Source organism: Catenulispora sp. GP43, assembly GCF_041260665.1.
In the GTDB taxonomy this organism is placed as follows: domain Bacteria; phylum Actinomycetota; class Actinomycetes; order Streptomycetales; family Catenulisporaceae; genus Catenulispora.
The window spans coordinates 166,598-191,746 of the sequence record NZ_JBGCCT010000019.1 but is presented as its reverse complement, the minus strand read 5'-3'; the positions used below and the strand labels follow the sequence as shown (position 1 = coordinate 191,746).

Annotated in this window: 24 protein-coding genes; 16 read left to right on the top strand and 8 right to left on the bottom strand. The window is 71.5% G+C overall.

Annotation, left to right across the window (positions count from 1 at the left end; translation table 11 throughout):
* Positions 1–22: 22 nt before the first annotated feature.
* From ABH926_RS33205 to ABH926_RS33195, 3 genes are all read left to right on the top strand, one after another.
* Positions 23–1,963, top strand: coding sequence for an ABC1 kinase family protein (locus tag ABH926_RS33205; RefSeq protein WP_370369876.1), 1,941 nt, complete (start codon positions 23–25; stop codon positions 1,961–1,963).
* Positions 1,964–2,082: 119 nt separating this feature from the next.
* Positions 2,083–3,420 (top strand): MFS transporter, encoded by a 1,338-nt coding sequence (locus ABH926_RS33200; protein ID WP_370369875.1) that lies wholly within the window; start codon positions 2,083–2,085, stop codon positions 3,418–3,420.
* Positions 3,421–3,443: 23 nt separating this feature from the next.
* Entirely contained in the window at positions 3,444–4,337 is an 894-nt protein-coding gene (locus tag ABH926_RS33195; protein ID WP_370369874.1) for a sigma-70 family RNA polymerase sigma factor, read from the top strand.
* A gap of 162 nt (positions 4,338–4,499) precedes the next feature.
* Here ABH926_RS33195 and ABH926_RS33190 read toward each other — a convergent pair whose 3' ends face one another.
* From ABH926_RS33190 to ABH926_RS33175, 4 genes are all read right to left on the bottom strand, one after another.
* Positions 4,500–5,195 carry a hypothetical protein gene (locus ABH926_RS33190; RefSeq protein WP_370369873.1) on the bottom strand — a complete coding sequence of 232 codons (696 nt, stop codon included), beginning with the start codon at positions 5,193–5,195 and terminating at the stop codon, positions 4,500–4,502.
* A 118-nt stretch (positions 5,196–5,313) separates the two neighbouring features.
* Positions 5,314–6,363 carry a M56 family metallopeptidase gene (locus ABH926_RS33185; RefSeq protein ID WP_370369872.1) on the bottom strand — a complete coding sequence of 350 codons (1,050 nt, stop codon included), beginning with the start codon at positions 6,361–6,363 and terminating at the stop codon, positions 5,314–5,316.
* Positions 6,360–6,755: a BlaI/MecI/CopY family transcriptional regulator gene (locus tag ABH926_RS33180; RefSeq protein ID WP_370369930.1), complete on the bottom strand. Its 396-nt coding sequence runs from the start codon at positions 6,753–6,755 to the stop codon at positions 6,360–6,362. Before ABH926_RS33180 ends, ABH926_RS33185 begins: the two co-directional genes overlap by 4 nt.
* Positions 6,756–6,816: 61 nt before the next feature.
* Positions 6,817–7,233, bottom strand: a complete 417-nt coding sequence (locus ABH926_RS33175; RefSeq protein WP_370369871.1) for a hypothetical protein — start codon at positions 7,231–7,233, stop codon at positions 6,817–6,819.
* 377 nt (positions 7,234–7,610) lie between these two features.
* On the opposite strand from ABH926_RS33175, the gene ABH926_RS33170 reads away from it, so the two are divergent.
* Positions 7,611–8,273 carry a response regulator transcription factor gene (locus ABH926_RS33170; protein WP_370369870.1) on the top strand — a complete coding sequence of 221 codons (663 nt, stop codon included), beginning with the start codon at positions 7,611–7,613 and terminating at the stop codon, positions 8,271–8,273.
* A 25-nt stretch (positions 8,274–8,298) separates the two neighbouring features.
* Here the strand turns inward: ABH926_RS33170 and ABH926_RS33165 are convergent, their stop codons facing one another.
* A complete protein-coding gene (locus ABH926_RS33165) occupies positions 8,299–8,856 on the bottom strand; it encodes a GbsR/MarR family transcriptional regulator (RefSeq protein WP_370369869.1) in 558 nt (185 codons plus the stop codon).
* Between the two features lie 75 nt (positions 8,857–8,931).
* Between ABH926_RS33165 and ABH926_RS33160 the strand changes: the two genes are divergently transcribed.
* From ABH926_RS33160 to thrS, 3 genes are all read left to right on the top strand, one after another.
* On the top strand, positions 8,932–9,831 hold the full coding sequence (locus ABH926_RS33160) for an ATP-binding cassette domain-containing protein (RefSeq protein WP_370369868.1): 900 nt from the start codon (positions 8,932–8,934) through the stop codon (positions 9,829–9,831).
* Positions 9,828–11,543, top strand: coding sequence for an ABC transporter permease (locus ABH926_RS33155; protein ID WP_370369867.1), 1,716 nt, complete (start codon positions 9,828–9,830; stop codon positions 11,541–11,543). Before ABH926_RS33160 ends, ABH926_RS33155 begins: the two co-directional genes overlap by 4 nt.
* Positions 11,544–11,717: 174 nt before the next feature.
* Positions 11,718–12,947 carry a threonine--tRNA ligase gene (thrS, locus tag ABH926_RS33150; RefSeq protein ID WP_370369866.1) on the top strand — a complete coding sequence of 410 codons (1,230 nt, stop codon included), beginning with the start codon at positions 11,718–11,720 and terminating at the stop codon, positions 12,945–12,947.
* A 168-nt stretch (positions 12,948–13,115) separates the two neighbouring features.
* Here thrS and ABH926_RS33145 read toward each other — a convergent pair whose 3' ends face one another.
* Positions 13,116–13,556: a hypothetical protein gene (locus tag ABH926_RS33145; protein WP_370369865.1), complete on the bottom strand. Its 441-nt coding sequence runs from the start codon at positions 13,554–13,556 to the stop codon at positions 13,116–13,118.
* 93 nt (positions 13,557–13,649) lie between these two features.
* Here ABH926_RS33145 and ABH926_RS33140 point away from each other — a divergent pair, with 93 nt between their 5' ends.
* From ABH926_RS33140 to ABH926_RS33115, 6 genes are all read left to right on the top strand, one after another.
* On the top strand, positions 13,650–14,072 hold the full coding sequence (locus ABH926_RS33140) for a DUF5990 family protein (RefSeq protein ID WP_370369864.1): 423 nt from the start codon (positions 13,650–13,652) through the stop codon (positions 14,070–14,072).
* A gap of 377 nt (positions 14,073–14,449) precedes the next feature.
* Complete coding sequence (locus ABH926_RS33135; protein WP_370369863.1) at positions 14,450–15,730, top strand: NADH-quinone oxidoreductase subunit D; 1,281 nt, start codon at positions 14,450–14,452, stop codon at positions 15,728–15,730.
* Between the two features lie 324 nt (positions 15,731–16,054).
* Entirely contained in the window at positions 16,055–17,536 is a 1,482-nt protein-coding gene (locus ABH926_RS33130; protein ID WP_370369862.1) for a flavin-containing monooxygenase, read from the top strand.
* Positions 17,533–18,396 (top strand): SDR family NAD(P)-dependent oxidoreductase, encoded by an 864-nt coding sequence (locus ABH926_RS33125; RefSeq protein ID WP_370369861.1) that lies wholly within the window; start codon positions 17,533–17,535, stop codon positions 18,394–18,396. Before ABH926_RS33130 ends, ABH926_RS33125 begins: the two co-directional genes overlap by 4 nt.
* A 272-nt stretch (positions 18,397–18,668) precedes the next feature.
* Positions 18,669–19,133 carry a hypothetical protein gene (locus tag ABH926_RS33120; protein ID WP_370369860.1) on the top strand — a complete coding sequence of 155 codons (465 nt, stop codon included), beginning with the start codon at positions 18,669–18,671 and terminating at the stop codon, positions 19,131–19,133.
* Positions 19,134–19,158: 25 nt separating this feature from the next.
* The gene (locus tag ABH926_RS33115; RefSeq protein WP_370369859.1) at positions 19,159–19,722 is read left to right on the top strand and encodes a TOPRIM nucleotidyl transferase/hydrolase domain-containing protein; all 564 of its coding nucleotides are present in this window, start codon (positions 19,159–19,161) and stop codon (positions 19,720–19,722) included.
* A 90-nt stretch (positions 19,723–19,812) separates the two neighbouring features.
* Here ABH926_RS33115 and ABH926_RS33110 read toward each other — a convergent pair whose 3' ends face one another.
* Positions 19,813–21,090 (bottom strand): chitinase, encoded by a 1,278-nt coding sequence (locus tag ABH926_RS33110; RefSeq protein WP_370369858.1) that lies wholly within the window; start codon positions 21,088–21,090, stop codon positions 19,813–19,815.
* 276 nt (positions 21,091–21,366) lie between these two features.
* Here ABH926_RS33110 and ABH926_RS33105 point away from each other — a divergent pair, with 276 nt between their 5' ends.
* The 3 genes from ABH926_RS33105 (at position 21,367) to ABH926_RS33095 (ending at position 24,242) form a co-directional block, all read left to right on the top strand.
* A complete protein-coding gene (locus ABH926_RS33105) occupies positions 21,367–22,647 on the top strand; it encodes a chitinase (RefSeq protein WP_370369857.1) in 1,281 nt (426 codons plus the stop codon).
* Between the two features lie 105 nt (positions 22,648–22,752).
* Positions 22,753–23,358: a carboxymuconolactone decarboxylase family protein gene (locus ABH926_RS33100; RefSeq protein WP_370369856.1), complete on the top strand. Its 606-nt coding sequence runs from the start codon at positions 22,753–22,755 to the stop codon at positions 23,356–23,358.
* Positions 23,355–24,242 (top strand): RNA polymerase sigma-70 factor, encoded by an 888-nt coding sequence (locus ABH926_RS33095; protein WP_370369855.1) that lies wholly within the window; start codon positions 23,355–23,357, stop codon positions 24,240–24,242. The genes ABH926_RS33100 and ABH926_RS33095 overlap by 4 nt, the downstream gene beginning before the upstream one ends.
* 54 nt (positions 24,243–24,296) lie before the next feature.
* On the opposite strand, the gene ABH926_RS33090 is transcribed toward ABH926_RS33095, so the two are convergent.
* Complete coding sequence (locus ABH926_RS33090) at positions 24,297–25,007, bottom strand: YoaK family protein (protein WP_370369854.1); 711 nt, start codon at positions 25,005–25,007, stop codon at positions 24,297–24,299.
* Positions 25,008–25,149: the final 142 nt, after the last annotated feature.

Sequence of the window (25,149 nt, the reverse complement as noted above, 5' to 3'; positions counted from 1 at the left end):
CGGCGACCAATAGGGTCGCCGCATGGGCTTCTTGCAGGGACCGCTGTTCGTCCTGACCGCGGCCGTCGCCGTCGTGGTGCTCGCCTCGATCGTGCGGCGCCTGCTCGGCGTCCGGTTCTCCGCCACCCGGCTGGTCCTGGCCGCCGCGATCTCCTGGGGCATGTCCGCCCCGATCATGACCGCGATGCTCGGCCCGAAACTGCCCGACGGGACCCTGGCGGACGCCGGGAAGCCGCTGCTGCTGGTGCTGGCGATGCTGGTCATCCTGCTGCCCAGCATGGTGTTCCTGGTGGTCGCCGAGGCGCTGGCGCCCAGCGGCAGCCTGCCGACGCCGCTGGAGTGGATCAGAGGCCTGCGCAGCCGGGTGGCCCGCTCGCGCCGCTACTGGCGCTTCACCATGATCCTCATGCGCCACGGCCTGGGGCCCTACCTGCGCGGCCGGCGTCCGCAGGCGAACATCGGACGCTCGCTGCGCGAGGCGCTCAACGAGGGCGGGCTGACCTTCATCAAGCTCGGGCAGATCCTGTCTACCCGGCGCGACCTGCTGCCGGCCGAGATCATCGACGAGCTCTCGCTTTTGCAGCACCAGGCCGCCTTCGTGGCGTGGCCGCAGATCCAGGCCGTGCTGGAAGCCGAATACGGCTCGGTCGAGGAGGTCTTCGACCGCTTCGACCGCGAGCCGCTGGCCGCCGCCTCGGTCGCGCAGGTGCACTCCGCACGGCTGGTCTCCGGCGAGGAGGTCGTGGTCAAGGTGCGCCGGCCCGGGGTGACCACCCAGGTGAACCGGGACCTGGACATCATCCGGCGGCTGGCCCGGACGCTGGCGCGGCGCACGTCCTGGGCCCGGTCCCTCGGCGTCACGGCCCTGGCCGAGGGCTTCGCCGCGGCGCTGCGCGAGGAACTGGACTTCCGCATCGAGGCCCGGAACCTGGCGGCCGTCGCGGTCACCCGGGTCGAGGGCGTCGCGGTCCCCAAGGCGTTCACCGAGCACTCCTCGGCCCGGGTGCTGGTGATGGAGCGCTTCGAGGGCGTGCCGCTGCGGTGCGCGCTGCCGCGGCTGGCCGAGCGCGAGATCGCCGCGCGGGAGCTGGCCGAGCGGCTGCTGGACTACCTGCTGCGGCAGGTGATGATCGACGGTGTCTTCCACGCCGATCCGCACCCCGGCAACATCCTGCTGCTGGCCGACGGCCGCCTGGGCATGCTCGACTTCGGCTCCGTGGGCCGCCTGGACTCCGCGCTGCGGGCCTCGATGCGGCGGCTGCTTGCCGCCGTCGACGCCGGGGACCCGCTGTACCTGTGCGACGCGGTGCTGGAGGTGATGACGGCGCCGGAGGAGATCGACGAGGCCGCGCTGGAACGGGATTTGGGACGCTTCACCGCGCGGCACCTGCGCACCGACTCGGGGTTCGACGTCGCCATGTTCACCGACCTGTTCCGGATCGTGAGCTCCCACGGCCTGGCGGTCCCGGCCGAGGTGGCGGCGGTGTTCCGGGCGCTGGGGACGCTGGAGGGGACGCTCACCGAGCTGGCCCGGGACTTCGACATCGTCACCGAGGCTCGCAAGCTGGCCGGCGGGTACGCGGCCGAGCAGCTGACGCCGGAGGCGCTCAAGCGCGAGGCGGCCGCCGAGCTGGTCGCGCTGGTGCCGATGCTGCGGCGGCTGCCGCGCCGGGTGGACCGGCTGCTCGGGGCCGCCGAGGACGGGAAGCTGAGCGTGAACGTGCGGCTGTTCGCCGACCGGCGGGACCGGGACGTGGTCACCGGGCTGGTGCACCAGGTGCTGATCACGGTGCTCGCCGCGACGTCCGGGCTGATGGGGGTGCTGATGGTGGGGCGGCAGAACGGGCCGATGGTCGGGAAGTCGGTGAGCCTGTACCAGTTCCTCGGGTACAGCTTCCTGGCGGTGGCGAGCGTGTTGGCGCTGCGGGTGCTGGTGGTGGTCTTCCGGCGGCCGGAGGATTGACGCCGGTTTCGGGGCGGGCGTTGGGTTTCCAGCCTCGTCTCTAGCTCCGGTACGAGCTCCGGTATTAGCTCCGGCATTGCTGCCAGTTGGTGTCAGTGATGATGCCGACACTGGGTCGTATGGAGCACACCGGCACCACGCGGCGGGCCGAGCGATTGCTCGTACCGGCTGCCTTCGTCACCGCCCTGGGCAACAACGTGCAGCTGATCGCCGGGGCGCTGTTGATGATCCGCAGCGACAAGACGATGCTGTCGGTCGGATTGTTGTTCATCGCGGTCGCGGTGCCGCAGGCGGTGCTCTCGCCGTACTTCGGGCGGCTGGCGGACCGGTACGACCGGCGGCGGTTGTGGATCGGGTGCGACGCGACGTCGTCGGTGCTGGCTCTGGCGCTGCCGGTGTGGCTGACGCTCGGCGGGGCCAAGGGGCCGGGGGTGTACGCGGCGAACTTCGCGCTGGCGGTGGTCGCGGCGTTGTTCTTTCCGGTGAGCAACGCGATGATCAAAGAGCGGGTGCGGGCTTCGCAGGTGCGCCGCTTCAACGCGGACTACGAGATGGCCACGCAGGCCGGGATGTTGTTGTCGGCGACCGTCGGCGGGTTGCTGGTGCAGCGGTTGGGGGCCTCGCCGCTGTTGATGTTCAACGCCGGGACGTTCGTGGTGTCGGCTTTGCTGGTGGTGGCGGTCGGGGCGTTGCCCCGGGAGGTAGAACCAGAGGTAGAACCAAGAGCTGAAAGCGTTGCCAGGGCTCAGATCTCGGTCGGCGCGGCTTCTTCCGGTTCTGCTGTTCCCGGCGGGCGGTCCGTTCCGCTCGTCCGCCTGATCCTGCTCTACGCGCAGGGCAGTGTTGTGGTGACGGTGTTCAATGCGCTGCTGCCCAAGCTGGTGATGGGAGAGTGGGGACGCGGGGCCGGCTTGTTCGGGCTCGTCGACGCGATCGGGAGCCTGGGGTTCTTGGCGGCTACGGCGTTCTACAAGGTCGTGGGGCGGCGGTTCGGGGACCTGCCGATCGCGGTGGTGGGGTTCCTGGCGTGCAACACCGTGTTCGTGCTCCAGCCGCAGTTCGGGCCGGGGTTCCTGGCGGTCGGGGTGGCGATCGGGGCGTTCACGTTCGGGACGGCGCGCATCGCCTCGCGGACGCTGGTGATGACCAGCGTGGACGAGGCGCACGTGGGGCGGGCCTTCGGCCTGGCCAACGGCGGCGGGCTGGCGGCCACGGTGGTGGTGATGCTCGGGGTCGCCGAGCTCACCGACCACACCGACAGCCGGTGGGGGTTCGCGGCGACGGCGGTGGTGAGCGTGGCGGCGGCCTTGGCGGCCGGGGTGTCGCTGCGGGGACGGCTGAGGCCTGGCGGGGCCGATGGTGCCGGTGGTATTAGTGATCACGGCCATAGTGATCCTCCCGCCGTCGAAGGCTGTCACATTCCCGCGAACGCGGACGTCAAAGTGGTGACCGCCTGAGCCCGCCCGCAGAATGTGGAGCCATGACCGACGCCGACCAGCTCGCCGAGTTCTTCCAGTCCCAGCGCCCGCACCTGCGGGCGGTCGCCTACCGCATGCTCGGGTCGCTGGCCGAGGCGGACGACGCCGTGCAGGAGGCGTACCTGCGGCTGAACCGCTCGGACGTGGCGGAGGTGGAGAACCTGGCCGGCTGGCTGACGACGGTCACCGGCCGGGTCTGCCTGGACGTGCTGCGCGCCCGCCGCAACCACGGCGAGGAGGACCTGGAGGGCCCGGCGGGCGTCGAGGCGGTCGAGGCCACCGAGCGCGACGCGCTGGCCGACCCGGAACTGGCGGCGGAGCTGTCGGACTCGGTCGGCCTGGCCCTGCTGGTGGTGATGGACACCCTGGCCCCGGCCGAACGCCTGGCCTTCGTCCTCCACGACCTGTTCGCGGTCCCCTTCGAGCAGATCTCCCCGATCGTCGGCAAGTCCACCGCGGCCGTGCGCCAACTGGCCAGCCGCGCCCGCCGCCGCGTCCAGGGCCAGGGCGAGGAGTCGGAGGCCGACCGGGGCCGCCAGCGCGAGGTGGTGAGCGCCTTCCTGAAGGCCTCCCGCGGCGGCGACTTCGCCGGCCTGCTCAAGCTCCTGGATCCCGACGTCGTCCTGCGCGGCGACCCGGCCGCCGTCGGCATCGGCGCCGTGGCCGAGCTGCGCGGCGCCGCCGATGTCGCCGGGCAGTTCTCCGGCCGCGCCGAGGCGGCGCAGCTGGCCCTGGTGGACGGCAGCGCCGGCCTGGTGTGGTCGGTGGCCGGGCGGCCGAAGGTGGTGTTCGACTTCGCGATCGTCGACGGGCGGATCGTGGGGATCGAGATGCTGGCGGACGCGGGGTTGCTCGGGGAGCTGGCGGTGGAGGTTGTGGGTGGGGTGGGGGAGTAGATAACTGGCCCGAGGGTCGGCGGCGGGGTGCGCATGACCGGCCACCGCCGCCGACCGACACGAACTCGGCATAGTCGTGGCAGTCGTGGCAGTCGCAGCGGTCGGAACGGTCGGCCTGCACGGCGACCCGGCACAAGCAGTCCGTCGCGGTGCTCGGTCGCCTCAGTACCCGAGCACCATCACCCACTCCGCATCCCGCGCGCGATACCCGTGAACCGCGTTCAGTGCCCTCGTCACCGCCCGCATGTGGCTCGCCCCGTAGACCACCGCGACCGTCATGGGTTCGTCGCGGTGCTCGGCGTGGATCCGCAGCAGTTCCTCGACCAGGAGCTTGTCGCGGGCATCTAGCAGTAGCGCGTCGAGTGAGTCGTCCGGGGACTCGGCCAGGGTTTCCTCGTTCGTCTTCAGGTCGTCGAGGGCGGCGTGCTTGCCGATCCAGCGGCGGGTGCCGAAGGCGGCCAGCCAGAGGCCGTACAGGGGTGCCGCGATCATGATCGCCGCGCGGGTGCCGAGGGGGACGCGTCGCCAGCCGGCCTCGAAGTCGGTGGTGTTGATGTCGGGGACCACGATGCGTTTTCCCAGTGCCAGCAGGTCCAGGCTCTGGGTCTCCACCTGCATGGTCTTGTTGCGGTGGGCCAGGCGGTACGACAGCGTGAGGGCCCGGGTGGCCACCGTGTCGGGCGCTCCCTCGGCGACGATCAGGTCACAGTCGCGCAGGCGGCGGGTGACCTCGCGGTAGAAGCCACGGTCGCCGATGTGAAGCATCGGGTAGAGCTGGAAGCGCAATGGTGTTTCACTGCGCGACAGCGTGATCACCGCCGCGCGCACGCCCACGATGCTGTCCTCGATGATCTGCACGTAGTCCCCCCGGCCGCGACACGCTTGCCCACCCCACAAACCCCACTAGCTCAGCCTCGCCAGTCGAGTCGCCGGCCGCAATCCCCTTGCCGGCCGTAATCCCCTCGGCCGCAATCCCCTAACTCCCCTCCGCCGCATCCACCGACACCACCACCGCCGGCGCCCACCCGCCGTCGCTGTCCGGCGGGCATGGCCGCAAAATCGCCGCCCCCGACACCGCCAGCAGCGCGACCGGTAACACCGTGGCCGCGGTGGTGGCGGCGATGACCAGGGCGTGGCCGCGGCGGGTGAGGGTGCGGTCCAGGCGCAGGAGGCGGCGGATGCGGCGCAGGGTCGGGGAGGAGTCGATGGCCAGGGCGGTTTCGGGGACCGGGTCGTAGCCGGGGGCGTGGTCGGCGTGGTCGGTGTGGCCGGCGTGGTCCATGGGGTGGTGGGCGGTGCCGATGACGGCCAGGGCCGCGGCGACGGTGGGGGCGCCGGTGTGGGCCACGGCCGCGTCGTCGGCGATGAGCTCGACCACGCGGCGGGTCTCGCGTTCGGCGTACGCCAGGAGCCTGATGTGCGGGATGGTGCGGCGGATGGCGGTGGCCAGGGCGATGATCAGGTGGTGGCGTCCGGACAGGTGCGCCCGTTCGTGCAGGAGTACCGCCTCCAGCTGCTTCGCGCTCAGGCGTTCCAGGGCGCCGGTGGTGATCACCACGTCGCCGGGGAGGCAGTAGCAGGCCGGTGCCGGGTGGTCCAGGACCAGGACGCCCAGTTCGTCGTCGCGGGTGGCGAGGATGCGGAGCATCCTGCTGTGGGCGCGGCGGCGTCGGCGGGCGGTGCCGAAGGTGGCGGCCAGGCAGTACAGCAGGCGCGCCGACAGCAGGACCGCCGAGATCCAGCCGAGGTGGCCCAGGGCCGTGCCCAGCGAGCCGTGGTCGGTGACCGGGAGCTGGTCGGCGCAGGAGTCCAGGGTCGGCGACAGTTCGGACAGGCCCTCGACCAGGGTGAAGGCCAGGGCCAGGCCGGCGCCGACGGCGGCCAGCAGGAACGAGCACGTCAGGATCTGCAGTAGGGCCACCGTCAGCCGCGGCGCGCGGTCCGCGGGCCAGTGCCGGGCCAGCAGCGGCGGTGCCAGGAGCGCCACCGCGAGCGCGTAGAGGACCAGGAGGAGCGCGGACGTCACTGCATCCGCTCTTCCTCCGCGGCCGGGTGGGGCGACGCCGGGGGGCAGATCTCCAGGGCCGCGCGCAGCGCCTTGGCTTCCTCGTCGGACAGCTGCTCCAGGAAGTGGACGAACGCCACCGCCTGGTTGTCGCTGGTCGCCCACGCGTCGCGCATCAGGCGCGCGGTGTACGACTCGCGCGAGGCGACCGCCTCGTAGACGTACGCGCGCCCCTGCGGCTGACGGCGCAGCCACCCCTTGCGGTGCAGCTTGTCCATCACCGTCATGACCGTGGTGTAGGCGAGCGACCGGTCGGTGTTGAGGTCGTCGAGGATGTCGCGAACCAACACCGGGCGGTTGCGCCGCCATATGCGGTCCATGACCGCCGCTTCGAGGTCCCCGAGTTGTCGCATCGCCACGGCCGTAAGCCTAGAGGTTTTGTTTGGATGCCGACCAGGGCTGTGACCGCCGGATTCAGCGTGTGAAGGGGTGAGTCGGGCCGGGACGCGACCGCGGGTGCGAAACGTCGGAGGGATGCGCCGTGTGCCGGCGGTGCGGCTTGGGCTTGGCGTGCGGCTTCGCATCCGGCTTCGGCGGCGCGGTGACCGGCGGCGCGACCCGCACGGGCGGCGCGACCCGCACGGGCGGTGCGACCTGTACGAGCGGCGCGGCCGGGACCAGGCTGCCGTTCCTGCCGTTGCCGCCGTTCACGACACTCACGACGCTGTCCGCGGTCCGCCCGATCATCGGCGCCGGCCGCACCGCGCCGCGCCCGCCGGAGGCGCCCGCCGCGATGAGGATGACGCCGGTGAGGGTCATCCCCACGGACAGCGCGAGGTGGACCCGGCGCGTGGGCCGCGCCCACTCCGTGTACGAGCCGTCGACGGTCATGCCGCCACCCTCGCCGACGGCGGCGCCGATTCCGGTCCGCGGGCCGCGCGCCGCGGGATCGCGTCATACGTTCGGCGCATTCGTCAGATCTTCCACATTTGGCGCGCGGCACTCCGGCCGGGGTGGCGGGAAGTGGCGCTCGGTGCCGTGCCACAGCTCCGGAACGGAAATCCTCACTGTCAGTGTTCTTCCACCCCTGGTCGAGTATCGCGACTTGAGGCCGCATTGAGAAAACCCACACGCGCGGTATTGCGCTCCGGCACGCTGGGTGAGCAGAATGGCAGGACCCTGGCAAACATTATTTACGAATTACCCCGATTTTATGCGATACGGGCGCGCTCGCGGCGCTGTGAGGTGACGGTTCGATGAGGCTAGTAGTGGCCGGCCGTAGGGACGACCGGGTGCAACCGGCGTTGGACAACGCACTGCGCCTGGACGGGTTCGCGGTCCGGCGGCTGCGTGCCGACGATCTGCCGGGCATGGCGGCGTTCTCCCCGCACGCAGTACTCCTGGATCTGGGGTTACTGGACGAGGAGGCGCTCGCATTGTGCGAGCGCATCCGCCGCCAGACCGAGGCCGCGCTGGTCGCGATCACCGCGCGCGCCGACCGCGGCCTGTGGATCGAGGGCCGGCGGATCGGCGTGGACGACTTCGTGGTGAAGCCCTACGGCCTCACCGAGCTGTCCACGCGCATCCGCGCCGCGGTCCGCACGCCCTCCGAGCGCCCCGACCACCTGGGCGTCGGGCCGGTGGTGGTGGACGCCGAGGAGCGCCGGGTGAACGTGCACGGCCAGCCGGTGGTGCTCACCCGCAAGGAGTTCGACCTGCTGCACCTGCTGGCGAGCACGCCGGGGGCGGTGCTGTGCCGGGAGCTGATACTGCGCAAGGTGTGGCACACCACCGAGAAGTCGGCGAACCGGACGCTGGAGGTCCACATCGCGACGCTGCGGGCCAAGCTCGGCGTGCCGGACCTGATCCGGACGGTGCGGGGCATCGGCTACGTGGCGGACGCGGAGCTGCCCAGGAGCATCAGGGTCTGAGGGCCGAGTATCTGAGGGTCGAGTATCAGGGGCCGGAAGTCTTCCCTGACCCCGACCCCAGCGCCCGCGCCACCGCGTCCGTCCGCGCGGGCTCCGCCCGCAGCTCGGCACGCCGTTCCTGCCAGCGCTCCAGCATCCCGGACAGCTCCCCGCGCAGGAACTGGAACATCAGCACCGACTCCGTCAGCCGCCGTCCGGCCGCGGTGTCCGCGCCGACCACCGCGACGCCCTCGGCCAGGCTCTTCTCCCAGCGCGCCATGATCGTGTCGCGCTGGAAGAGGGCGTCCTGCCAGACCTCGTCCAGGACCCGGTAGCGGTCGCGGCGGGTGCCGGGTTCGCGTTCCCGGGTGACCAGGTTGACCTGCGTCAGGTAGCGGATGGCGCCGGAGACCGCGGCCGGGGAGATGTCGAGCAGGTCCGACAGTTCCTGGGAGGTCAGGCGGCCGTCGTCCTGGGTGATCAGGGCGGCGAAGACGCGGGAGGGCATGCGCGGGATGCCGCTGTCGGTCAGCACGCTGGCGAAGCGCTCGATGTACACCAGCAGCGGGTCGGGGGCCGGCCGGTCGGCGTCGTCCTTGCGCATGGCTCCACGGTAGCGGTCCCGCTCGCACTTTCATAACATTCACAAAATCCTGAAGATTCGAGTAGCATCGGCCGCATGACGACTGCGATCAGCGCGTCCGGCTTGGTGAAGACCTTCGGCCGGACCCGCGCGCTCGACGGCCTGGACCTGAGCGTCCAGGAGGGTGAGGTCCTGGGGTTCCTGGGGCCCAACGGGGCCGGCAAGTCGACGACCATCCGCGTGCTGCTCGGCCTGATCCGCGCTGACGCCGGGCAGGCGAGCCTGCTCGGCGGCGACCCCTGGCGCGACCGCGTGGCCCTGCACAAGCGGCTGGCCTACGTGCCGGGCGACGTCACGTTGTGGCCGAACCTGTCCGGCGGGGAGGTGATCGACCTGCTCGGCGGGCTGCACGGCGGGGTGGACGCTGGGCGCCGCGCCGATCTGCTGGAGCGCTTCGAGCTGGACCCGACCAAGAAGGGCGGCCAGTACTCCAAGGGCAACCGCCAGAAGGTGGCGCTGGTCGCCGCCCTGGCCTCGGACGTGGAGCTGCTGATCTTCGACGAGCCGACGTCCGGCCTGGACCCGCTGATGGAGGACGTGTTCCGGCAGTGCGTGGCCGAGGAGCGCGAACGCGGCCGCACCATCCTGCTGTCCAGCCACATCCTGTCCGAGGTCGAGGCGCTGTGCGACCGGGTGACCATCATCCGCGCCGGCCGGACCGTCGAGACCGGGTCGCTGGCCGAGCTGCGGCACCTGACCCGGACCACCGTCGAGGCCGAACTCGCCGGGCCCGCGGCCGGGCTGGCCGACCTGCCCGGCGTGCACGACGCGAAGATCAGCGCCGGCACCTTCGCCGGCCAGGTCGACACCGACCACCTGGACGGCCTGCTCAAGGCGCTGACCGAGGTCGGGGTGAAGACGCTGGTCAGCCGGCCGCCGACGCTGGAGGAGCTGTTCCTGCGGCACTACGAGCCCGAAGGGGCGGCGCACCGGTGAGCGCCGCGACGGCTGGCGAGAAGAGCACGAAGAAGAGCACGAAGAAGACTGCGAAGAAGGCTGCGAAGCCCTCGAAGTTCGCCACGCGGCCCGGCGTCCAGAAGGACACCGACGGCGGTCTGCGCACCCTGATCAAACTGGCCGCGCACCGCGACCGCATCATGCTGCCGGTCTGGATCTACGCGCTGCTGGCCACCGTCGGCAGCACCGCCTACTCGCTGAAGAAGCTGTACCCGGCGCAGAGCGACCGCGACAAGCTCGCCACCAGCATCGGCGCCAACCCCTCGCTGCGCGCGCTGTACGGCCCGCTGTACGACGACCGCAGCCTCGGCGCCCTGACGGCCTGGCGCACGCTCGGCTTCGGCGGCCTGCTGATCGGCATCATGGTGGTGCTGCTGATCACCCGGCACACCCGCGCCGAGGAGGAGTCCGGGCGCCTGGAGCTGCTCGGGTCCGGGGCGGTCGGGCGCAACGCCCCGCTGAGCGCGGCGCTGGCCATCGCCGTCAGCGCCTGCTTCGGCATCGGACTGCTGGCGGCGGTGGTGATGGTGGCGCTGGGGCAGGGCGTCGGCGGCGCCCTGGCGTTCGGGGCCTGCCTGTTCGCCGTCGGCGTGGCGTTCGCCGGGACGCAGGCGGTCGCGGTGCAGCTCACCGAGACGGGCAGGGCGGCCAACGGGATCGGCGCGCTGATCCTGGGCGTGGCGTATCTGCTGCGGACCGTCGGCGACGCGGCCGGGACCGGCGGCGGCGCCGGCTGGGTGGCGTGGCTCTCGCCGCTCGGGTGGGTCGAGCGCGTGCATCCCTGGGCCGGGAACCGGTGGTGGGTGATCGGGGTGACGCTGGCCGCCGGGGTCGTGGCCGCGGCCGTCGGCTACCGCGTGCAGAACGCCCGGGACCTGGGCCGCGGGCTGCTGCCGCAGCGTCCGGGACCGGCGAGCGCGGGGCCGGGGCTGCGCGGCGTGTTCGGGCTCGGGCGGCGATTGCAGCAGCCGGCGTTGCTGGGCTGGATGGCCGGGATCTTCGTGTTCGGGATCGTCATGGGCTCCATCGCCAAGGGCATCGACCAGTTGTTGAACGACAACCAGCAGGTCGAGAAGATCATCGGGCGCTACGGCGCGGTGCAGGGCCTGACCGACTCCTATTTGGCCACGGCCGTCAGCTTCCTGGGAATGGCTGCTGCTTTCTATGCGGTGCAAGCGGTTCTGCGGCTGCGCGGGGAGGAGACCTCCGGACGCGCCGAGCCGGTGCTGTCCGGGTCGGCCGGGCGGCTGGCGTGGGCTTGCAGCCATCTGGTGTTCCCGGCGGTCGGCAGCGCTCTGGTGATGGCCGCGGGCGGCCTCGGGGTGGGGGTCGGCGCCGGGGCGGTGCTCGGCGACTTCTGGGGCTGGGTCGGGCGGATGGTGCGGGCCGGGCTGATCACCACGCCGGCGCTGTGGATCATCGCCGCGGCGGCGGTGGCGCTGTTCGGGCTGGCGCCGAGGTGGACGTCGGCGGCTTACGGGGTGTTCGGGGTGCTGGTCTTCATCGCCTACCTGGGGCCGTTGGTGAACGCCGGGCAGTGGTTCCTGGACCTGACTCCGTACACGCACATCCCCAAGGTCCCCGGCGGCGTCTTCCACTGGACGCCGCTGGTCTGGATGACGGCGGTCAGCGGGGTGCTGACCGCGGCCGGGCTGATCGGCTTCGCGCGTCGGGACGTGTCCTCGGCGTGACCGCTCTGCTACCGTTGATCTCATGAAGCGCGCCATGCAGACGACGACGCCGGACACCGTCCCGGCGCGCTGATTCCTGAACCAGCGAACGAAGCCCCGGGGCGAGTGCCCCGGGGCTTCGCCGTTCTCCCGGGACCCTCGCCCCACCCGACGTACCACGGCGAGGAGAAGTCCATGAGCGAGATCCAGCACGACCACCGCAGGCTCGGCCGCGAGCTCGGCCTGTTCGACACCGACCCGCTGATCGGCGCCGGGCTGCCGTACTGGCTGCCCGACGGCGCCGTGGTGCGGCACGAGGTCGAGGAGTACATCCGCTCCGTCGAGCGCCGCGCCGGATACCGGCACGTGTACTCGCCGGTGCTCGGCAAACGCGAGCTGTACGAGATCTCCGGCCACTGGCAGCACTACAGCGACGACATGTTCCCGCCGATGGACCTCGGCGCCGAGCAGGTCGTACTACGGCCGAGCCTGTGCCCGACCCATGCGCTGATCTACCGGTCCCGCGCGCACAGCTACCGCGAACTGCCGCTGCGGATGGCCGAGATCGGCGGGATGTACCGCTCGGAGATGTCCGGGGTGCTGGGCGGCCTGACCCGGGTCCGGGCCATCACCCTCAACGACGCGCACATCTTCTGCACTCTGGAGCAGGTCGCGGCCGAGGCCCAGGACGCGCTGAAGCTGATCCGCGACGCCTACGAGGCACTCGGTATCGAGGCGGCGCGGATCCGGCTGTCGCTGCCGGGGCCCGGCGGGAAGTACGTCGACAAGCCGGAGATGTGGGAGCGCGCCACCGGCATGCTGCGCGAGGTGCTCGCCGCGTCCGGGCTGGAGTACGAGGAGGCCGAGGGCGAGGCGGCGTTCTACGGGCCGAAGATCGACGTGCAGATCGCCGACCCGGCCGGCCGCGAGGCGACCCTGTCGACCGTGCAGATCGACTTCCACCAGCCCGGGCAGTTCGGCCTGGAGTACATCGGCGCCGACGGGGCCCGGCACCGGCCGGTCATGGTGCACCGCAGCATCGTGGGCAGCATGGAGCGGGTGATGGCGCACCTGATCGAGCAGCACGGCGGCGCCTTCCCGGCGTGGCTGGCCCCGGTACAGGTGGCGGTGCTGCCGGTCGGCGAGGACGAGGCGGGCGCGGCGCGCGCGTTCCACGAGCAGTGCCTCGAGCTCGGCCTGCGCTCGGAGGTGCTGGACCCGGAGCGCGGGACCCTCGGCGCGCGGATCCGGGAGACCCGGCTGGTGCCGTACCAGGCGGTGATCGGCGGACGGGAGGCGGCCGCCGGCGCGGTCGCGATCCGGCTGCGCGACGGACGGAAGCTGGAGCCGATGTCGGTGGCCGAGGCCGGGAAGCGGATCGCGGAGCGGGTCGCGGCTCGGGGCAGAGTGCTGTGGGCGGATTAGCCGCGGCCGGGCCCGGGCCCGGGGCGGTGGGCTGTGGCTGGCGGGATGGCGCTGCGGGCGGTCCATCCGGGCGGCCGATGCCGGCGTGGCGAACCCGGACCCGTGTCTGCACAACGGCGCCGCGGGCGGTCCGGCGGTCCAGCAGCCCAGCGAGGGCCTGCTGTTCTCCTAAGCTGGCCGGGCAACAGGAGCCGGCGCCGGCATCCCGGCGTCGTGCTCCGCCGCCGCGATCAGCACCTGATCCGGCAGCACGATCACCAGCGACCCGGCATCGGCCGTGCCGGCCGCCAGCGCCGCCTCGCGCCACAGGTCCGGGGCCGGGAGCACCTGGTGCGTGGTGAGCGTCAAGGCACTGCCGTCCCAGCCGAGGTAGCGGGCGCCGTCCACCCAGGGCAGCTCCGCCTCCTCGCCGAGCACCACCAGGTACTCCGGGTCGGCGACCAGGCGCAGCGCCGCACCGTCGGCGACCAGGGCGCGCGCCGCCTCGGCCAGGGCCGTGGCGGCCGGGCCTATGCCGAGCACCGCCGCCGCCGGCAGGGCCGGTTCGCGGCGCTGCCAGGACTCGACTGTGTTGTGGCTTGTCGGCTGCCGGACTTCGCAGATCGTCATCGCCCCGCCCCCGTCGCTAGCGTGTTCACCGCAAAAGGATACGCAGCGCGGCGGCGCCCGGGGGCTGTCCGCCCGGCATGCGAGCATGGTCACATGCTGCTGCGCATCGAGGGACGCGATCTGCCGGGGATGCCGGGCATCGCGGTGGCGGTCCAGGCCAGGGACAAGCCGGCTGAGCTTCTCGAGCCGGTGCGCGGCGACGCCGCCGAGGCGGTGTGGGAGCTGAGCGTCGAGCCGTTCACGAACAAGCGCGGCGAGCGCACGCTGCGCGGCCGCCATGTGCAGGACGGCATCGGCGGCCGCTTCGTGTACCTGTCGTGGAACCGGATCGGCGAGGACGGCGGCCACACCATGTTCTGCCGCTCGAAGCTGATGCTCTCCGGGATCCCGCAGGAGGTGTACGAGGCCGGGGTCGCCGCCGGCGCGCTGCGTGCGCGGTTCGGCCTGACCAACGCCAAGGGGCAGCCGGTCACGGCGCGGCTGCTGCCGCCGGCTGTGGAGTGGACGGCGGGCTAGTGGACCGCGGGCTGAGGCCGGGACCGCCGCCAGCTCTTGCCTGGTCTGTCAGCTCCTGCCCGAAGACGCGAAGCGGCGGCCGGCCCGCCGGCGAACCGGCGGCCGGCCGCCATGGGCCGACACCGGCGGACGCGCATGTCCTGCCCGCCGCCGGCGTCGGCGCCGCCGAGTAGTACGTCTGCAGGACACCCGGCGGCAGTCCATCTTCTTCGAATATACGCGCGAACCAGACCTCTTCGGCGGCGCCGCGCCCGACCGGTGTCGCGGACCTTCGATCGCCCATTCAGGGCACCCCGCACACCTGGACCAACCTGCGGAGTCGCCCCTGAGCTCGGGATAATCGTTTCATTGCCCCGTGTGCGGTAAGACCAGCCCATATGTACGACTGGGACGAAGTCCTGCGCGAGGCCGAGCGCCAGCCTGGAGCCGGGGCCGGCGGCCAGGACCGTCTCATCGTCAACATGGGGCCGCAGCACCCCTCGACGCACGGGGTGCTGCGGCTGATCCTGGAGATCGAGGGCGAGAGCGTCGTCGAGGCGCGCTGCGGGATCGGCTACCTGCACACCGGGATCGAGAAGAACCTGGAGTACCGGAACTGGACCCAGGCGGTGACCTTCCTAACCCGTGCCGACTACCTGATGCCGCTGTTCAACGAGACCGTGTACTGCCGCGCGGTCGAGGCGCTGCTGGACGTCGAGGACCAGGTGCCGCCGCGGGCGAACGTCATCAGGGTCCTGCTGATGGAGCTGAACCGCATCTCCTCGCACCTGGTGGCGCTGGCCACCGGCGGCATGGAGCTCGGCGCGATGACCATCATGACCAACGGTTTCCGGGACCGCGAGCCCATCCTGGACATCCTGGAGGCCATCACCGGCAACCGGATGAACCACGCTTATGTACGCCCCGGCGGGCTCGCGCAGGACCTGCCGGAGGGGATCGATGAGGCCATCAGGACCCTGATCGCCGAGTTCCCGGAACGGCTCGCGGACTACGAGAAGATGCTGAATGCCAATCCGGTCTTCATGGGGCGTACCAAGGGGGTCGGCTACCTGGACCTGAGCGGGTGCATGTCCCTGGGCGTCACCGGCCCCATCCTGCGGGCCACCGGCCTGCCGCACGACCTGCGCAAGTCCGATCCGTACCTGGACTATGAGACCTACGACTTCGAGGTCCCCACCGAGACCAGCTGCGACGCCTACGGCCGCTACCTGGTGCGGCTGCATGAGATGGCCGAGTCGCTGCGCATCGTCGAGCAGGCCCTGGACCGGCTGGAGCCCGGGCCGGTGATGCTCGCCGACCCGAAGATCGCCTGGCCGGCCCGCCTGAGCCTGGGTGCCGACGGCCTGGGCAATTCCGACGAGTGGGTCCGGCACATCATGGCGCAGTCGATGGAGGCGCTGATCCACCACTTCAAGCTGGTCACCGAGGGCTTCGAGGTGCCGGCCGGGCAGGTGTACTCCTTCGTGGAGTCCCCGCGCGGCGAACTCGGGGCGCACGTGGTCAGCGACGGCGGGACCCGGCCGTTCCGCGTGCACCTGCGGGACCCCTCGTTCACACACCTGCAGGCGGTGTCGGCGATGGCCGAGGGCGGGATGCTCGCCGATGTCGTGGCGACGGTGGCCTCGGTGGATCCGGTGCTGGGCGGGGCGGACCGGTGAGGTGGGCCCGCCGGACGCTGCGCTGAGGTATTGACTGGGCACGTCCCGTGACTAGGTTCGAGTCATTCGAACTCTGCGAAAGGGGACGTACGTGAACCAGAAGCAGAAACTGAGGCGGCGCCACGGCAGAATCCGCCGCCACCGCACCATCGCCCGCATCCGCCGGTACCACCTGCACGGCCGGCATCTGGGCTAGCCGGACCCCGGGTCAGCCGGACCCCGGGCTGGCTGGACTCCTGGTCAGCCGGACCCGGGCCGAGGACACGGCCGAAACTCTTTACACAAACCCTTGTCGCGTAAAGCATCCTCGGCCAGACTGTGGGCATGGAGCACTTCGACGTGGTCGTGGTCGGCGCGGGCCTGTCCGGGATCGGGGCCGGGTACCGGCTGCAGACCGAATGCCCGGAGCGGGATTACGTGATCCTGGAGGCCCGGGACGCGATCGGCGGGACGTGGGACCTGTTCCGGTATCCCGGCGTGCGGTCGGACTCCGACATGTTCACGCTGGGATACGCCTTCCGGCCGTGGCGCGAGCCCAAGTCGATCGCTGACGGGGACACCATCCGGGACTACATCCGGGCCACCGCCAGGCAGTTCGGGATCGAGGAGAAGATCCGGTTCCGGACCAAGGTGGTCGGCGCGGACTGGTCCAGCGAACAGCAGCGCTGGACCGTCACGGTCGAGCAGGGCGCCGGGGAAGCCGGCGGCGCCGTCGAGCGCCGCACGCTGACCTGCGACTTCCTCTACTCCTGCGCCGGCTACTACGACTACGACAGCGGCTACACCCCGGACTTCCCGGGGTTGGAGGACTTCGGCGGCACCGTCGTGCACCCGCAGTTCTGGCCCGAGGACCTGGACTACGCCGGCAAGCGCGTCGTGGTGATCGGCAGCGGCGCGACCGCGGTGACGCTGGTGCCCTCGATGGCGCGCGAGGCCGGGCACGTCACCATGCTCCAGCGCTCGCCGAGCTGGATCGGCGCGGTGCCGGGCCGGGACAAGCTCGCCGACCAGCTGCGCGCCGTGCTGCCGCCGCGGGTCGCGCACCGGATCATCCGGGCCAAGAACATCGCCTTCACGATCGGCGTCTACCAGTTCTGCCGCCGCCGTCCGGCCGCCGCGCGCAAGGTGCTCACGAAGCTGGCGACCCGGTTCCTGAAGGACGAGGCGATGGTGGTCGAGCACTTCACGCCGAGCTACAACCCGTGGGAGCAGCGGCTGTGCGCGGCTCCCGATGCCGACTTCTTCCGGGCCATCCGCGGCGGCAAGGCCGATGTGGTGACCGACCACATCGAGGCCTTCGTGCCCGAGGGCATCCGGCTGGTCTCGGGTCAGGTGCTCCCGGCCGACGTCGTGGTCACCGCGACCGGTCTGCGCCTGCTGGCCTTCGGCGGGATCGCCCCGAAGGTCGACGGCGCCGAGGTGCCGCTGGCCGAGCAGTTCGTGTGGCGCGGCGCGATGGTGACCGGGATCCCGAACTTCGCGGTGTGCATCGGCTACACCAACGCCTCCTGGACGCTGCGCGGGGACCTGACCTCGCGGCTGGTGTGCAAGGTGCTGAACCACCTGGCGGCGCGCGGGTTCGCCTCGGTGGTGCCGGCGCCGGACGGCAGGCTGCGCGAGCGGCCGCTGCTGGACCTGAGCTCGGGCTACATCCAGCGCTCGATCCAGGAGTTCCCGCGGGCCGGGCACCGCAGTCCGTGGCGGGTGCGGCAGAACTACATCCTGGACGCGGCCACTACCATGCGGACCGACCTGGACAGGACGCTGCGTCCCACGCGGCGGGAGAAGGTGAGGACTGGTTCGTGACCACGTTGAGCGGGATCCCGAAACTGCCGCCGTTCCGCTTCAACGGCGCGGTCGCGGTGGTGACCGGCGCGGCCGGCGGCATGGGGGAGCAGCTGGCCTACGGCCTGGCGCTGCGCGGGGCGCACCTGGTGCTGGTGGACCGCGACGCCGAGCGGCTGGCGGCGGTCGCCGGCACCGTGACCCGGCGGCGCCCGGAGGTCCGGGTGCGCACGTTCGTCGCCGATCTGTCCGACGCCGCCGCGGTCGGCAAGCTGGCCGCCGGCATCCTGGACGCCGAGCCGGTCCTCAACCTGCTGATCAACAACGCCGGCGTGGCGCTGGCCGGGACCTTCGCCGAGACCTCCGCCGAGGAGTTCGACTGGGTGATGGCGGTCAACTTCGCCGCCCCGGTGGCCCTGACCCGCGCGCTGCTGCCCCGGCTGCGCGAGTCGGCAGGCAGCCACGTGGTGAACACCTCCAGCCTGTTCGGCCTGATCGCCCCGCCCGGCCAGAGCGCGTACTCGGCCAGCAAGTTCGCCCTGCGCGGCTTCACCGAGGCGCTGCGCCACGAGCTGGCCGGCGAGGTCGGCGTGACCTGTGTGCACCCCGGCGGCATCAAGACCCGCATCGCCCTGGACGCGCGCGTGGCGGCCGCCGCCGACCAGGAGCAGAGCGTGAAGGCGATGCGTTCGTTCAACAAGGTCCTGACCTACCCCGCCGACCGTGCCGCGGCCCGGATCATCGAGGGGGTGCGGCACCGGCGCGGCAGGGTGCTGATCGCTTTGTCGGCGCGGGTGCCGGACCTGCTGGCCCGGTTGTTCCCGGCGACGTACTGGGACGCCTTCGTACGGTTGAACCCGCGTGCCGGTGCCAAGCGCTAGCGGTGCTGCCGCTCAGCGGTCCGAGCGTGCGTCGATCAGACAGATGAACGCCAGCGCCACGGCGATGACGGCGGCGATGAGGATGACCAGGCCCATGGGGAACATGTGCGACTCCTCGGATCGGGGTGGTTTCTAAGAGCTTCGATCCGCGAGGACGGATCGTCCAGAGGCCGGTGTCACGACAATCGATCAGGGTATCAACATCCGAATAAGTAGTCCGTGACGTACGGATCCGGATCCCCCGCGTGTCGTGGCGGCCTACCGTGGCCCGCATGGTGCGTGTGTTATCCGTTCCGGCCTCGGTGCTCTACGCGGTCTGTTTTCCGGTGCTCCTGCCGGTGCGGCTGGCCTGGAACTGGCTGCGGGTGCGCGGTGAGCTGCGGGGTGTCGTGTGGTCCACGGAGAGCCTGCGCATGGCGGCGTACGAGATCGCGCTGGTGGTGTGGCCGCCGGTGGCGGCCTTCGGGGCCTGGGGGCTGTACTGGGCCTCCGGGTGGGGCCCGGACGGCGTCGGCGGGGACGTGCGCGGCGCGGTGCTGGGCTGGCTCGCCGCGGGCCTGGTCGTGCTGGCGGTGCACGGGGCCCGGTACGGCGACGCGGGGGAGGGCGACGGCGAGCCGGTCGTGCCCGCGCATCCGCTGCGCCAGCTGGCCCGGTACGGCGCGGCGTTCAGCCTGTACCTGGTCGTGGCGCTGATGCTGGTGCTAGTACCCGTGGCACTTATCCTCAGCATCTGATCGGCCGCTGATCTATCCTCGACGCATGCGCGCGGCCATCCTCGTCGAGGGAGTGAGCGACCAGGCGGCGCTGTGCGCGCTGGCCCGGCGCCGGGGCCGCGACCTGGCGGCCGAGGGCATCGAGGTGGTCGCGATGGACGGCGCCACCAACGCCGCCCGCTACCTGCGCGACTACGGGCCCGCCGGCCGCGGCCTGGCGCTGGCCGGGCTGTTCGACGAGGCCGAGGAACGCTTCTTCCGGCTGGGCCTGGAGCGCGCCGGGTTCGCGCCGGGCCCGAAGACCGAGGACCTGGAGGAGTTCGGCTTCTTCGTGTGCCGCGCCGACCTGGAGGACGAGCTCATCCGCGCGGTCGGGGCCGAGGAGGTGCTGCGCCTGGTGGTCGCCGAGGGCGAGGAGCGCTCGTTCCGCACGCTCCAGTTGCAGCCGGCGATGCGCGACAAGAGCCTGGTGCACCAGCTGCGGCGGATGATGGGCGGACGCAGCGGCGGCAAGGAACGCTGGGCGCGGCTGCTGGTCGAGATGGTGCCCTCGGACCAGGTGCCGTATCCGTTGGACGCGGTGCTCGCGCGGTTCGCGCAGAAAACCTGACGCCCCGCAGCGGGGTCGGCGTGCGGGGCATCAGGGATCTCACAGGGACGCAAGGGTCCCGGGCTTGAGCGTCAGGATCTCAAAGGTGTGTCAGCAGGGCCCGTCGTCAGTCCACACGCCGGCCGCGCCGCCGGGTGTGTCGGCCTCGGTCCACCACTTCGCCGTCCACTGGTGGCCGTTGTACGACACGACCGCGCCGCCGTTGTACGCGGTCTGCGAGTTCCACGCCGCCGCGGTGCAGGTCCCGCCACCGCCGCCGGTGGACGACGAGGACGTGGTCGGGGGAGTGGTCGGGGGCGTCGTGGTCGGGGTGGTGCTGGTGGTCGGCGGCGGCGGGGGCGGGGTCGCCACGCCGGCGAACTGCGCGGTGAACTTTGTGAAGTCCCAGGCGTTCTGCGGGACCGAGGAGCAGCTCCCGGACAGCGTGCCGTTGTTGTCCGGCGGGCTGCACTGCCGGTCGCGGTTCACCGACCAGTACGTGTACCGCGCCAGGCCGTGGCTGGTCGCGTAGTTCAGCACCGTCTGGAAGTCCGACTGGTAGAAGAACTCCGCGGCGTCGGTGCGGCCGTTCATCATCGACACGCCCTCGTGCTGGTAGGCGGTCGTGGAGTCCCAGCCCATGTGCGTCTCGAGCAGGCCGTGGAACGCCTCCAGCGCCGAGACCTGCGAGGCGGCGCCACTGAAGCCGCCGTCGAAGGGCATGATGGAGAAGTTGTTCGGCGTGAAGCCGATTGTGTGCGCCTGGTCCAGCAGCTGCGTGCCGAACCAGCCGGTGCCGGCGCTGGTGCCGGGCATCGTCACCGAGACGTACAGCCCCGGGTTGTTCTTCTGCAGCGTCTGCGCCGCGCCGAGCTCGTTGGCGATGGCCGCGGTGTTCTCGTACTCCGGCTCTTCGAGGTCGAAGTCGATCGCGTGCAGCGAGTAGGTGTTGATGACCTGCTGGTAGGCCGCCGCGGTGGCCGCGACGCTGCCGCAGGTCTGGCCCAGCTTGGTGCCGCCGTAGCCGCCGACCGAGACCGAGACGTCGCCGCCCTTGCCGCGGATGGTGTTGATGACGGCCGGGATGGCGGTGTCCGAGCCGATGGGGCTGGTGCCGCCCCAGGTCGCCGAGCACCCGCCGCCGTTGGGCGCCAGGATGAACGCCAGCTGGAAGGCCTTCTGGCCGGTGGCGTCCATCACCGCGGAGACGTCGGGCGGCGAGTTGTCCTCCGGCATCAGGTAGGGCGCCGAGGCGTACCAGGTGCTGCTGAGCGGGGCCGAGCCGGGCGCGGCGTGGCCGGTGGCGGCCAGCGCCATGGTGGTGCCGGCGGCGAGGGCCAGGGCCACTGTGGGCAAGGCCAATCGCCGCTTCAAACTCGCGGTTGCCATGGGGTCTCCGAAACGTGGCGGGGGGAGGGAGGGAAGAGCAGACTCCGGAGTCGCGAATCATGATTGGACTAGACCAGCTCCCCGTCAAGGGTTACGGGTAAAGGCCCGGCAAATAAGGGTCAAGCGCGAGTGATCGCTCGGCTGACCTGCGAGAAAAGATCAGTGGTGTAGACCCTTGACAGCGGTCAGTGGTCTACTCCACTTTGTGTGTCAGGGCGATTACATCGCCCCGCACTGTCACCTTCCTGTCCCCACACGGAAAGGTACGACCCTCGCATGAAGACTCCAGCCCCGGGCCGCCGCCGCACGGCGGTCCGGTCCGGCGCGTTGCTTGTCGCAGCGATAGCCGCGACGGCCACCGCCCTGGCGCACAGCGCCTCGGCCAGCCCGAAGGCGGCGGCCGCCGGCGCCAGCGTCTACTCGGTCGCCCCGTACGTCGACATGTCCAACGGCCAGGAGCCGGTCCTGGACACCGCGATCACCGGGCACGGCCTGAAGGCCTACACCGCGGCCTTCGTCATCGAAACCGGCTGCAACCAGGAATGGGGCGACACCCTCCCGGTCGGCAACGACTCCTATACGGACCCTGAGATCGCCCGCGCCAAGTCCGAGGGCGCCTCGGTCATCATCTCCTCCGGCGGCGCCGCCGGCGAGCCGCTGGCCTGGACCTGCACCAACCAGTCCCAGATCCAGGCCGGCTACCAGGCCATCATCAGCGACTACGGCGTGAACCAGCTCGACTTCGACGTCGAGGGCGCCGCCGTCGCCGACCAGACCTCGGCCACCCGGCACTTCACCGCCATGAAGGCCCTGCAGGCGGCCAACCCGGGCCTGCAGTTCTCGATGACGCTGCCGGTGCTGCCCTCCGGCCTGACCCAGGACGGCGTCAATATTCTGCAGAGCGCCAAGAACGTCGGCGTGAAGATCAACGTGGTCAACATCATGACCATGGACTACTACCAGGGCCAGCAGGACATGGGCGCGGCGGCGGTCAAGGCCGCGCAGAGCACCCTGGCGCAGATGAAGTCGGTCGACTCCAGCTACACCTACGCCAACCTCGGCATCACCCCGATGATCGGCGTCAACGACGACGGCTCGACCTTCACCGCCGCCAACGCCGCCACCGTCGAGCAGTTCGCCGCCGCCAACGGCGTCGGACGCCTGGCGTACTGGTCGGTGGACCGCGACCAGCCGTGCCCCGGCGGCGCCGGCGGCGGGGCGTCCTCGACGTGCAGCGGCGTGAGCAACGCCAAGCTGGCGTTCGCCGACGCGTTCGTGCCGTACACCGGCAGCGGCGGCGGGACCGGTGGGACGACCGGAGGTACGACGGGCGGGACCACTGGCGGGACCACCGGAGGTACGACGGGGGGCACCACCGGTGGCACGACCGGCGGCGGTGGCTGCTCGGCGACGCCGTGGAGCTCGACCACGTCGTACGTCCCGAACGACGTGGTGTCGTACAACGGCCACACGTGGACGGCGACGTACTGGTCGACCGGCGTGACGCCGGGCTCGGCGATCGCCTGGAACATCTGGAAGGACGACGGCGCCTGCTGAGCAGGTGAGCGCGCACGGCCGCGTGGCGTGACCAGGCATCGGTCACGCCACGCGGCGTTCCGGTGTCTGAATGCATGAAGCCGGCACAGACACCTGGAGGTCACCATGACCAGCGACATGACCAGCCAGACGCGGGTCCCCGAGGCCGAGATCACCGGCGCGTACGGGGCCCTGGTGAAGATGCTGACCCGCAAGATGCTCGGTCGGGTTCCCGACTCGGTCGGGGTGATGTGGCAGCAGCCGAAGGTCTTCAAAGCGCTGATGGGGTTCGGGCGCAAGGTCGACAAGTGGGACGCGCTGGGCGAGCCGTTGGCGACGTACGCCACGATGGCCGCCGTGGGCCGCGTCGGGTGCGGCTTCTGCCTGGACTTCGCGTACTTCATGGCACACAGCCGCCACCTGGACGAGGCCAAGGTGCGCCAGGTGCCGCGCTGGCGGGAGTCCGACGTGTTCAGCGTCCTGGAATGCCAGGTGATGGACTACGCCGAGGCGATGAGCCAGACCCCGCCGGCGGCCACCGACGAGCTGGCCGCCGCGCTGCTGGCCCGGCTGGGGCCGGCGGCGATGGTGGAGCTGGCGGCGCGGGTCGCGGCGGCGAACCTGACCGCGCGGGCCAACATCGCCCTCGGCATCCGGTCGCAGGAGTTCTCTGCGGCGTGCGGCCTGCCGCCGCTGGCGACGCCGTCGGCGGCCGTAGCCTCGGCTTCATGAGTCAGGAGCCGGAGCCGGACCCCTTCCTCCTGCACCGCGGCCTGCTGTTCACCGTCGCCTACGAGATGCTCGGCTCGGCCGCCGACGCCGAGGACGTGGTGCAGGAGACCTGGCTGCGCTGGGCCGACGTCGACACCGGACTGCGCGCCACGGTCACCGACCCGCGCGCCTACCTGGTACGGATCGTGACCCGCCTGGCCCTGAACCGGCTGCGGACGCTGGCACGCCGGCGCGAGGAGTACGTCGGCTCCTGGCTGCCGGAGCCCCTGCTGACCAGCCCGGACGTGGCCGAGGACGTCGAGCTGGCCGAGAGCGTGTCGGTCGCGCTGCTGACGGTGTTGGAGACGCTGAAGCCGGTCGAGCGCGCGGTGTTCGTACTTCGCGAGGTGTTCGCCACGCCGTACGAGGAGATCGCGCGGGCCCTGGGCAAGACCCCGGTCTCGGTGCGCCAGACCGCGAAGCGGGCGCGCGAGCACGTCGCGGCCCGCCGCCCGCGGATGCGGGTGGACCGGGCCGAGCAGCGGCTGGTCGTCGAGCGCTTCCTCGCCGCGATGGCCGACGGCGATCTGCGGGCCCTGATGGACGTGCTGGCGCCGGACGTGGTGGTGGTCGCCGACGGCGGCGGCGTGGTCCCCACGACGCGCCATCCCGTTACCGGGGCTCAGGAAGCTGCCGAGTACCTGATCGCCGCGGTCCAGTGGGCGGGGGAGCGGTTCTCGATCGGGACGGTGTGGGTGAACGGGGCGCCGGCTGCGCGGATCGAGGTCGATGTGACGACGGTGCTGAGCTTCGCCGTCGAGGGCGGCCGGATCAGCCGGATCTACGCGGTGCGCAATCCGGAGAAGCTGGCGCGGCTGGACGCGGAAGTGGTGTTGGAGCGGTAGCCGATCGGCCCTGCGGACCCCCAACTTCCGGGTGCCCATTCCGGGTGCCCAGTGTCAGAGCGCTGTATCGCTCGTCCGCCCGCGCCGATCACTCCACACCGCGATCGCGGCCAGCGCCGCGCCCACCGCGGCCACTCCGTGCGCCGTGCCGATCGACCAGGACAAGCCGGCTGCCGCGCCGCCCCACGCGCCGATCGTGTACGCCACCCACACCATCGCCAGCACCAGCATCCCCTTGCGCACGTGCCGGCCCGGCTCCTCGGCGAAGGCCGAGATCAGCGCCACGAGCGTGCCGGTCAGCGTGGTGGTCGACACCCCGCGCATCGCGACGCCGGCCGCGTAGACGCTCTGCACCCCCATCGCGGCGGCGGCGACCCCGAGCCTCAACTCCCGTTGATCCGTCGCCAGCACGGTCACCGACCCCAGCAGCAGCGCCTCGATGGCCAGCAGGATCCACGGCGCCTCCCCGTCGCCGGTCCGGCGCGAGCGGCGCAACGGCACCACCGACACCGCGACGCCCACGCAGAACCCGAACAGCGAGGAGAAGGGCCCGTACGTGTCAGACTCGGCGACGACACCCGCGCGGTGCACGCCCGGCACCCAGCGCTCGGCCACCTGCACCGCCAGGAACACCGCGTTGCCGGTCTGGTTCGCCACGAACACCGAACCGGAGCGGACGTAGGCGACCGCGTCCACCCAGCCCGCGATCGCCGTGAGCAGCACCATCAAGCCCGCGGTGCCGTGTACCTTCCACGTTCGCGCCACGGGTATCAGGATGGCGTGATCACCGGTGCGTGCGGGGCAGGCGCGCCAGAGCCGGATCACGAGGTGGGCACTCGAAAACGCAGTCTGCCGCCGGTCTCGCCGAGGAACTGCTCGATGCCCAACCCGGCGGCGATCGGCAGAG

Excerpts from the sequence above, each read along its gene's own strand:
- ABH926_RS33205 (WP_370369876.1), top strand. The coding sequence starts at position 23 with ATGGGCTTCTTGCAGGGACCGCTGTTCGTCCTGACCGCGGCCGTCGCC.
- ABH926_RS33200 (WP_370369875.1), top strand. The coding sequence starts at position 2,083 with ATGGAGCACACCGGCACCACGCGGCGGGCCGAGCGATTGCTCGTACCG.
- ABH926_RS33195 (WP_370369874.1), top strand. The coding sequence starts at position 3,444 with ATGACCGACGCCGACCAGCTCGCCGAGTTCTTCCAGTCCCAGCGCCCG.
- ABH926_RS33180 (WP_370369930.1), bottom strand. The coding sequence starts at position 6,755 with ATGCGACAACTCGGGGACCTCGAAGCGGCGGTCATGGACCGCATATGG.
- ABH926_RS33175 (WP_370369871.1), bottom strand. The coding sequence starts at position 7,233 with ATGACCGTCGACGGCTCGTACACGGAGTGGGCGCGGCCCACGCGCCGG.
- ABH926_RS33165 (WP_370369869.1), bottom strand. The coding sequence starts at position 8,856 with ATGCGCAAGGACGACGCCGACCGGCCGGCCCCCGACCCGCTGCTGGTG.
- ABH926_RS33160 (WP_370369868.1), top strand. The coding sequence starts at position 8,932 with ATGACGACTGCGATCAGCGCGTCCGGCTTGGTGAAGACCTTCGGCCGG.
- thrS (WP_370369866.1), top strand. The coding sequence starts at position 11,718 with ATGAGCGAGATCCAGCACGACCACCGCAGGCTCGGCCGCGAGCTCGGC.
- ABH926_RS33145 (WP_370369865.1), bottom strand. The coding sequence starts at position 13,556 with ATGACGATCTGCGAAGTCCGGCAGCCGACAAGCCACAACACAGTCGAG.
- ABH926_RS33140 (WP_370369864.1), top strand. The coding sequence starts at position 13,650 with ATGCTGCTGCGCATCGAGGGACGCGATCTGCCGGGGATGCCGGGCATC.
- ABH926_RS33135 (WP_370369863.1), top strand. The coding sequence starts at position 14,450 with ATGTACGACTGGGACGAAGTCCTGCGCGAGGCCGAGCGCCAGCCTGGA.
- ABH926_RS33130 (WP_370369862.1), top strand. The coding sequence starts at position 16,055 with ATGGAGCACTTCGACGTGGTCGTGGTCGGCGCGGGCCTGTCCGGGATC.
- ABH926_RS33120 (WP_370369860.1), top strand. The coding sequence starts at position 18,669 with ATGGTGCGTGTGTTATCCGTTCCGGCCTCGGTGCTCTACGCGGTCTGT.
- ABH926_RS33115 (WP_370369859.1), top strand. The coding sequence starts at position 19,159 with ATGCGCGCGGCCATCCTCGTCGAGGGAGTGAGCGACCAGGCGGCGCTG.
- ABH926_RS33110 (WP_370369858.1), bottom strand. The coding sequence starts at position 21,090 with ATGGCAACCGCGAGTTTGAAGCGGCGATTGGCCTTGCCCACAGTGGCC.
- ABH926_RS33105 (WP_370369857.1), top strand. The coding sequence starts at position 21,367 with ATGAAGACTCCAGCCCCGGGCCGCCGCCGCACGGCGGTCCGGTCCGGC.
- ABH926_RS33100 (WP_370369856.1), top strand. The coding sequence starts at position 22,753 with ATGACCAGCGACATGACCAGCCAGACGCGGGTCCCCGAGGCCGAGATC.
- ABH926_RS33095 (WP_370369855.1), top strand. The coding sequence starts at position 23,355 with ATGAGTCAGGAGCCGGAGCCGGACCCCTTCCTCCTGCACCGCGGCCTG.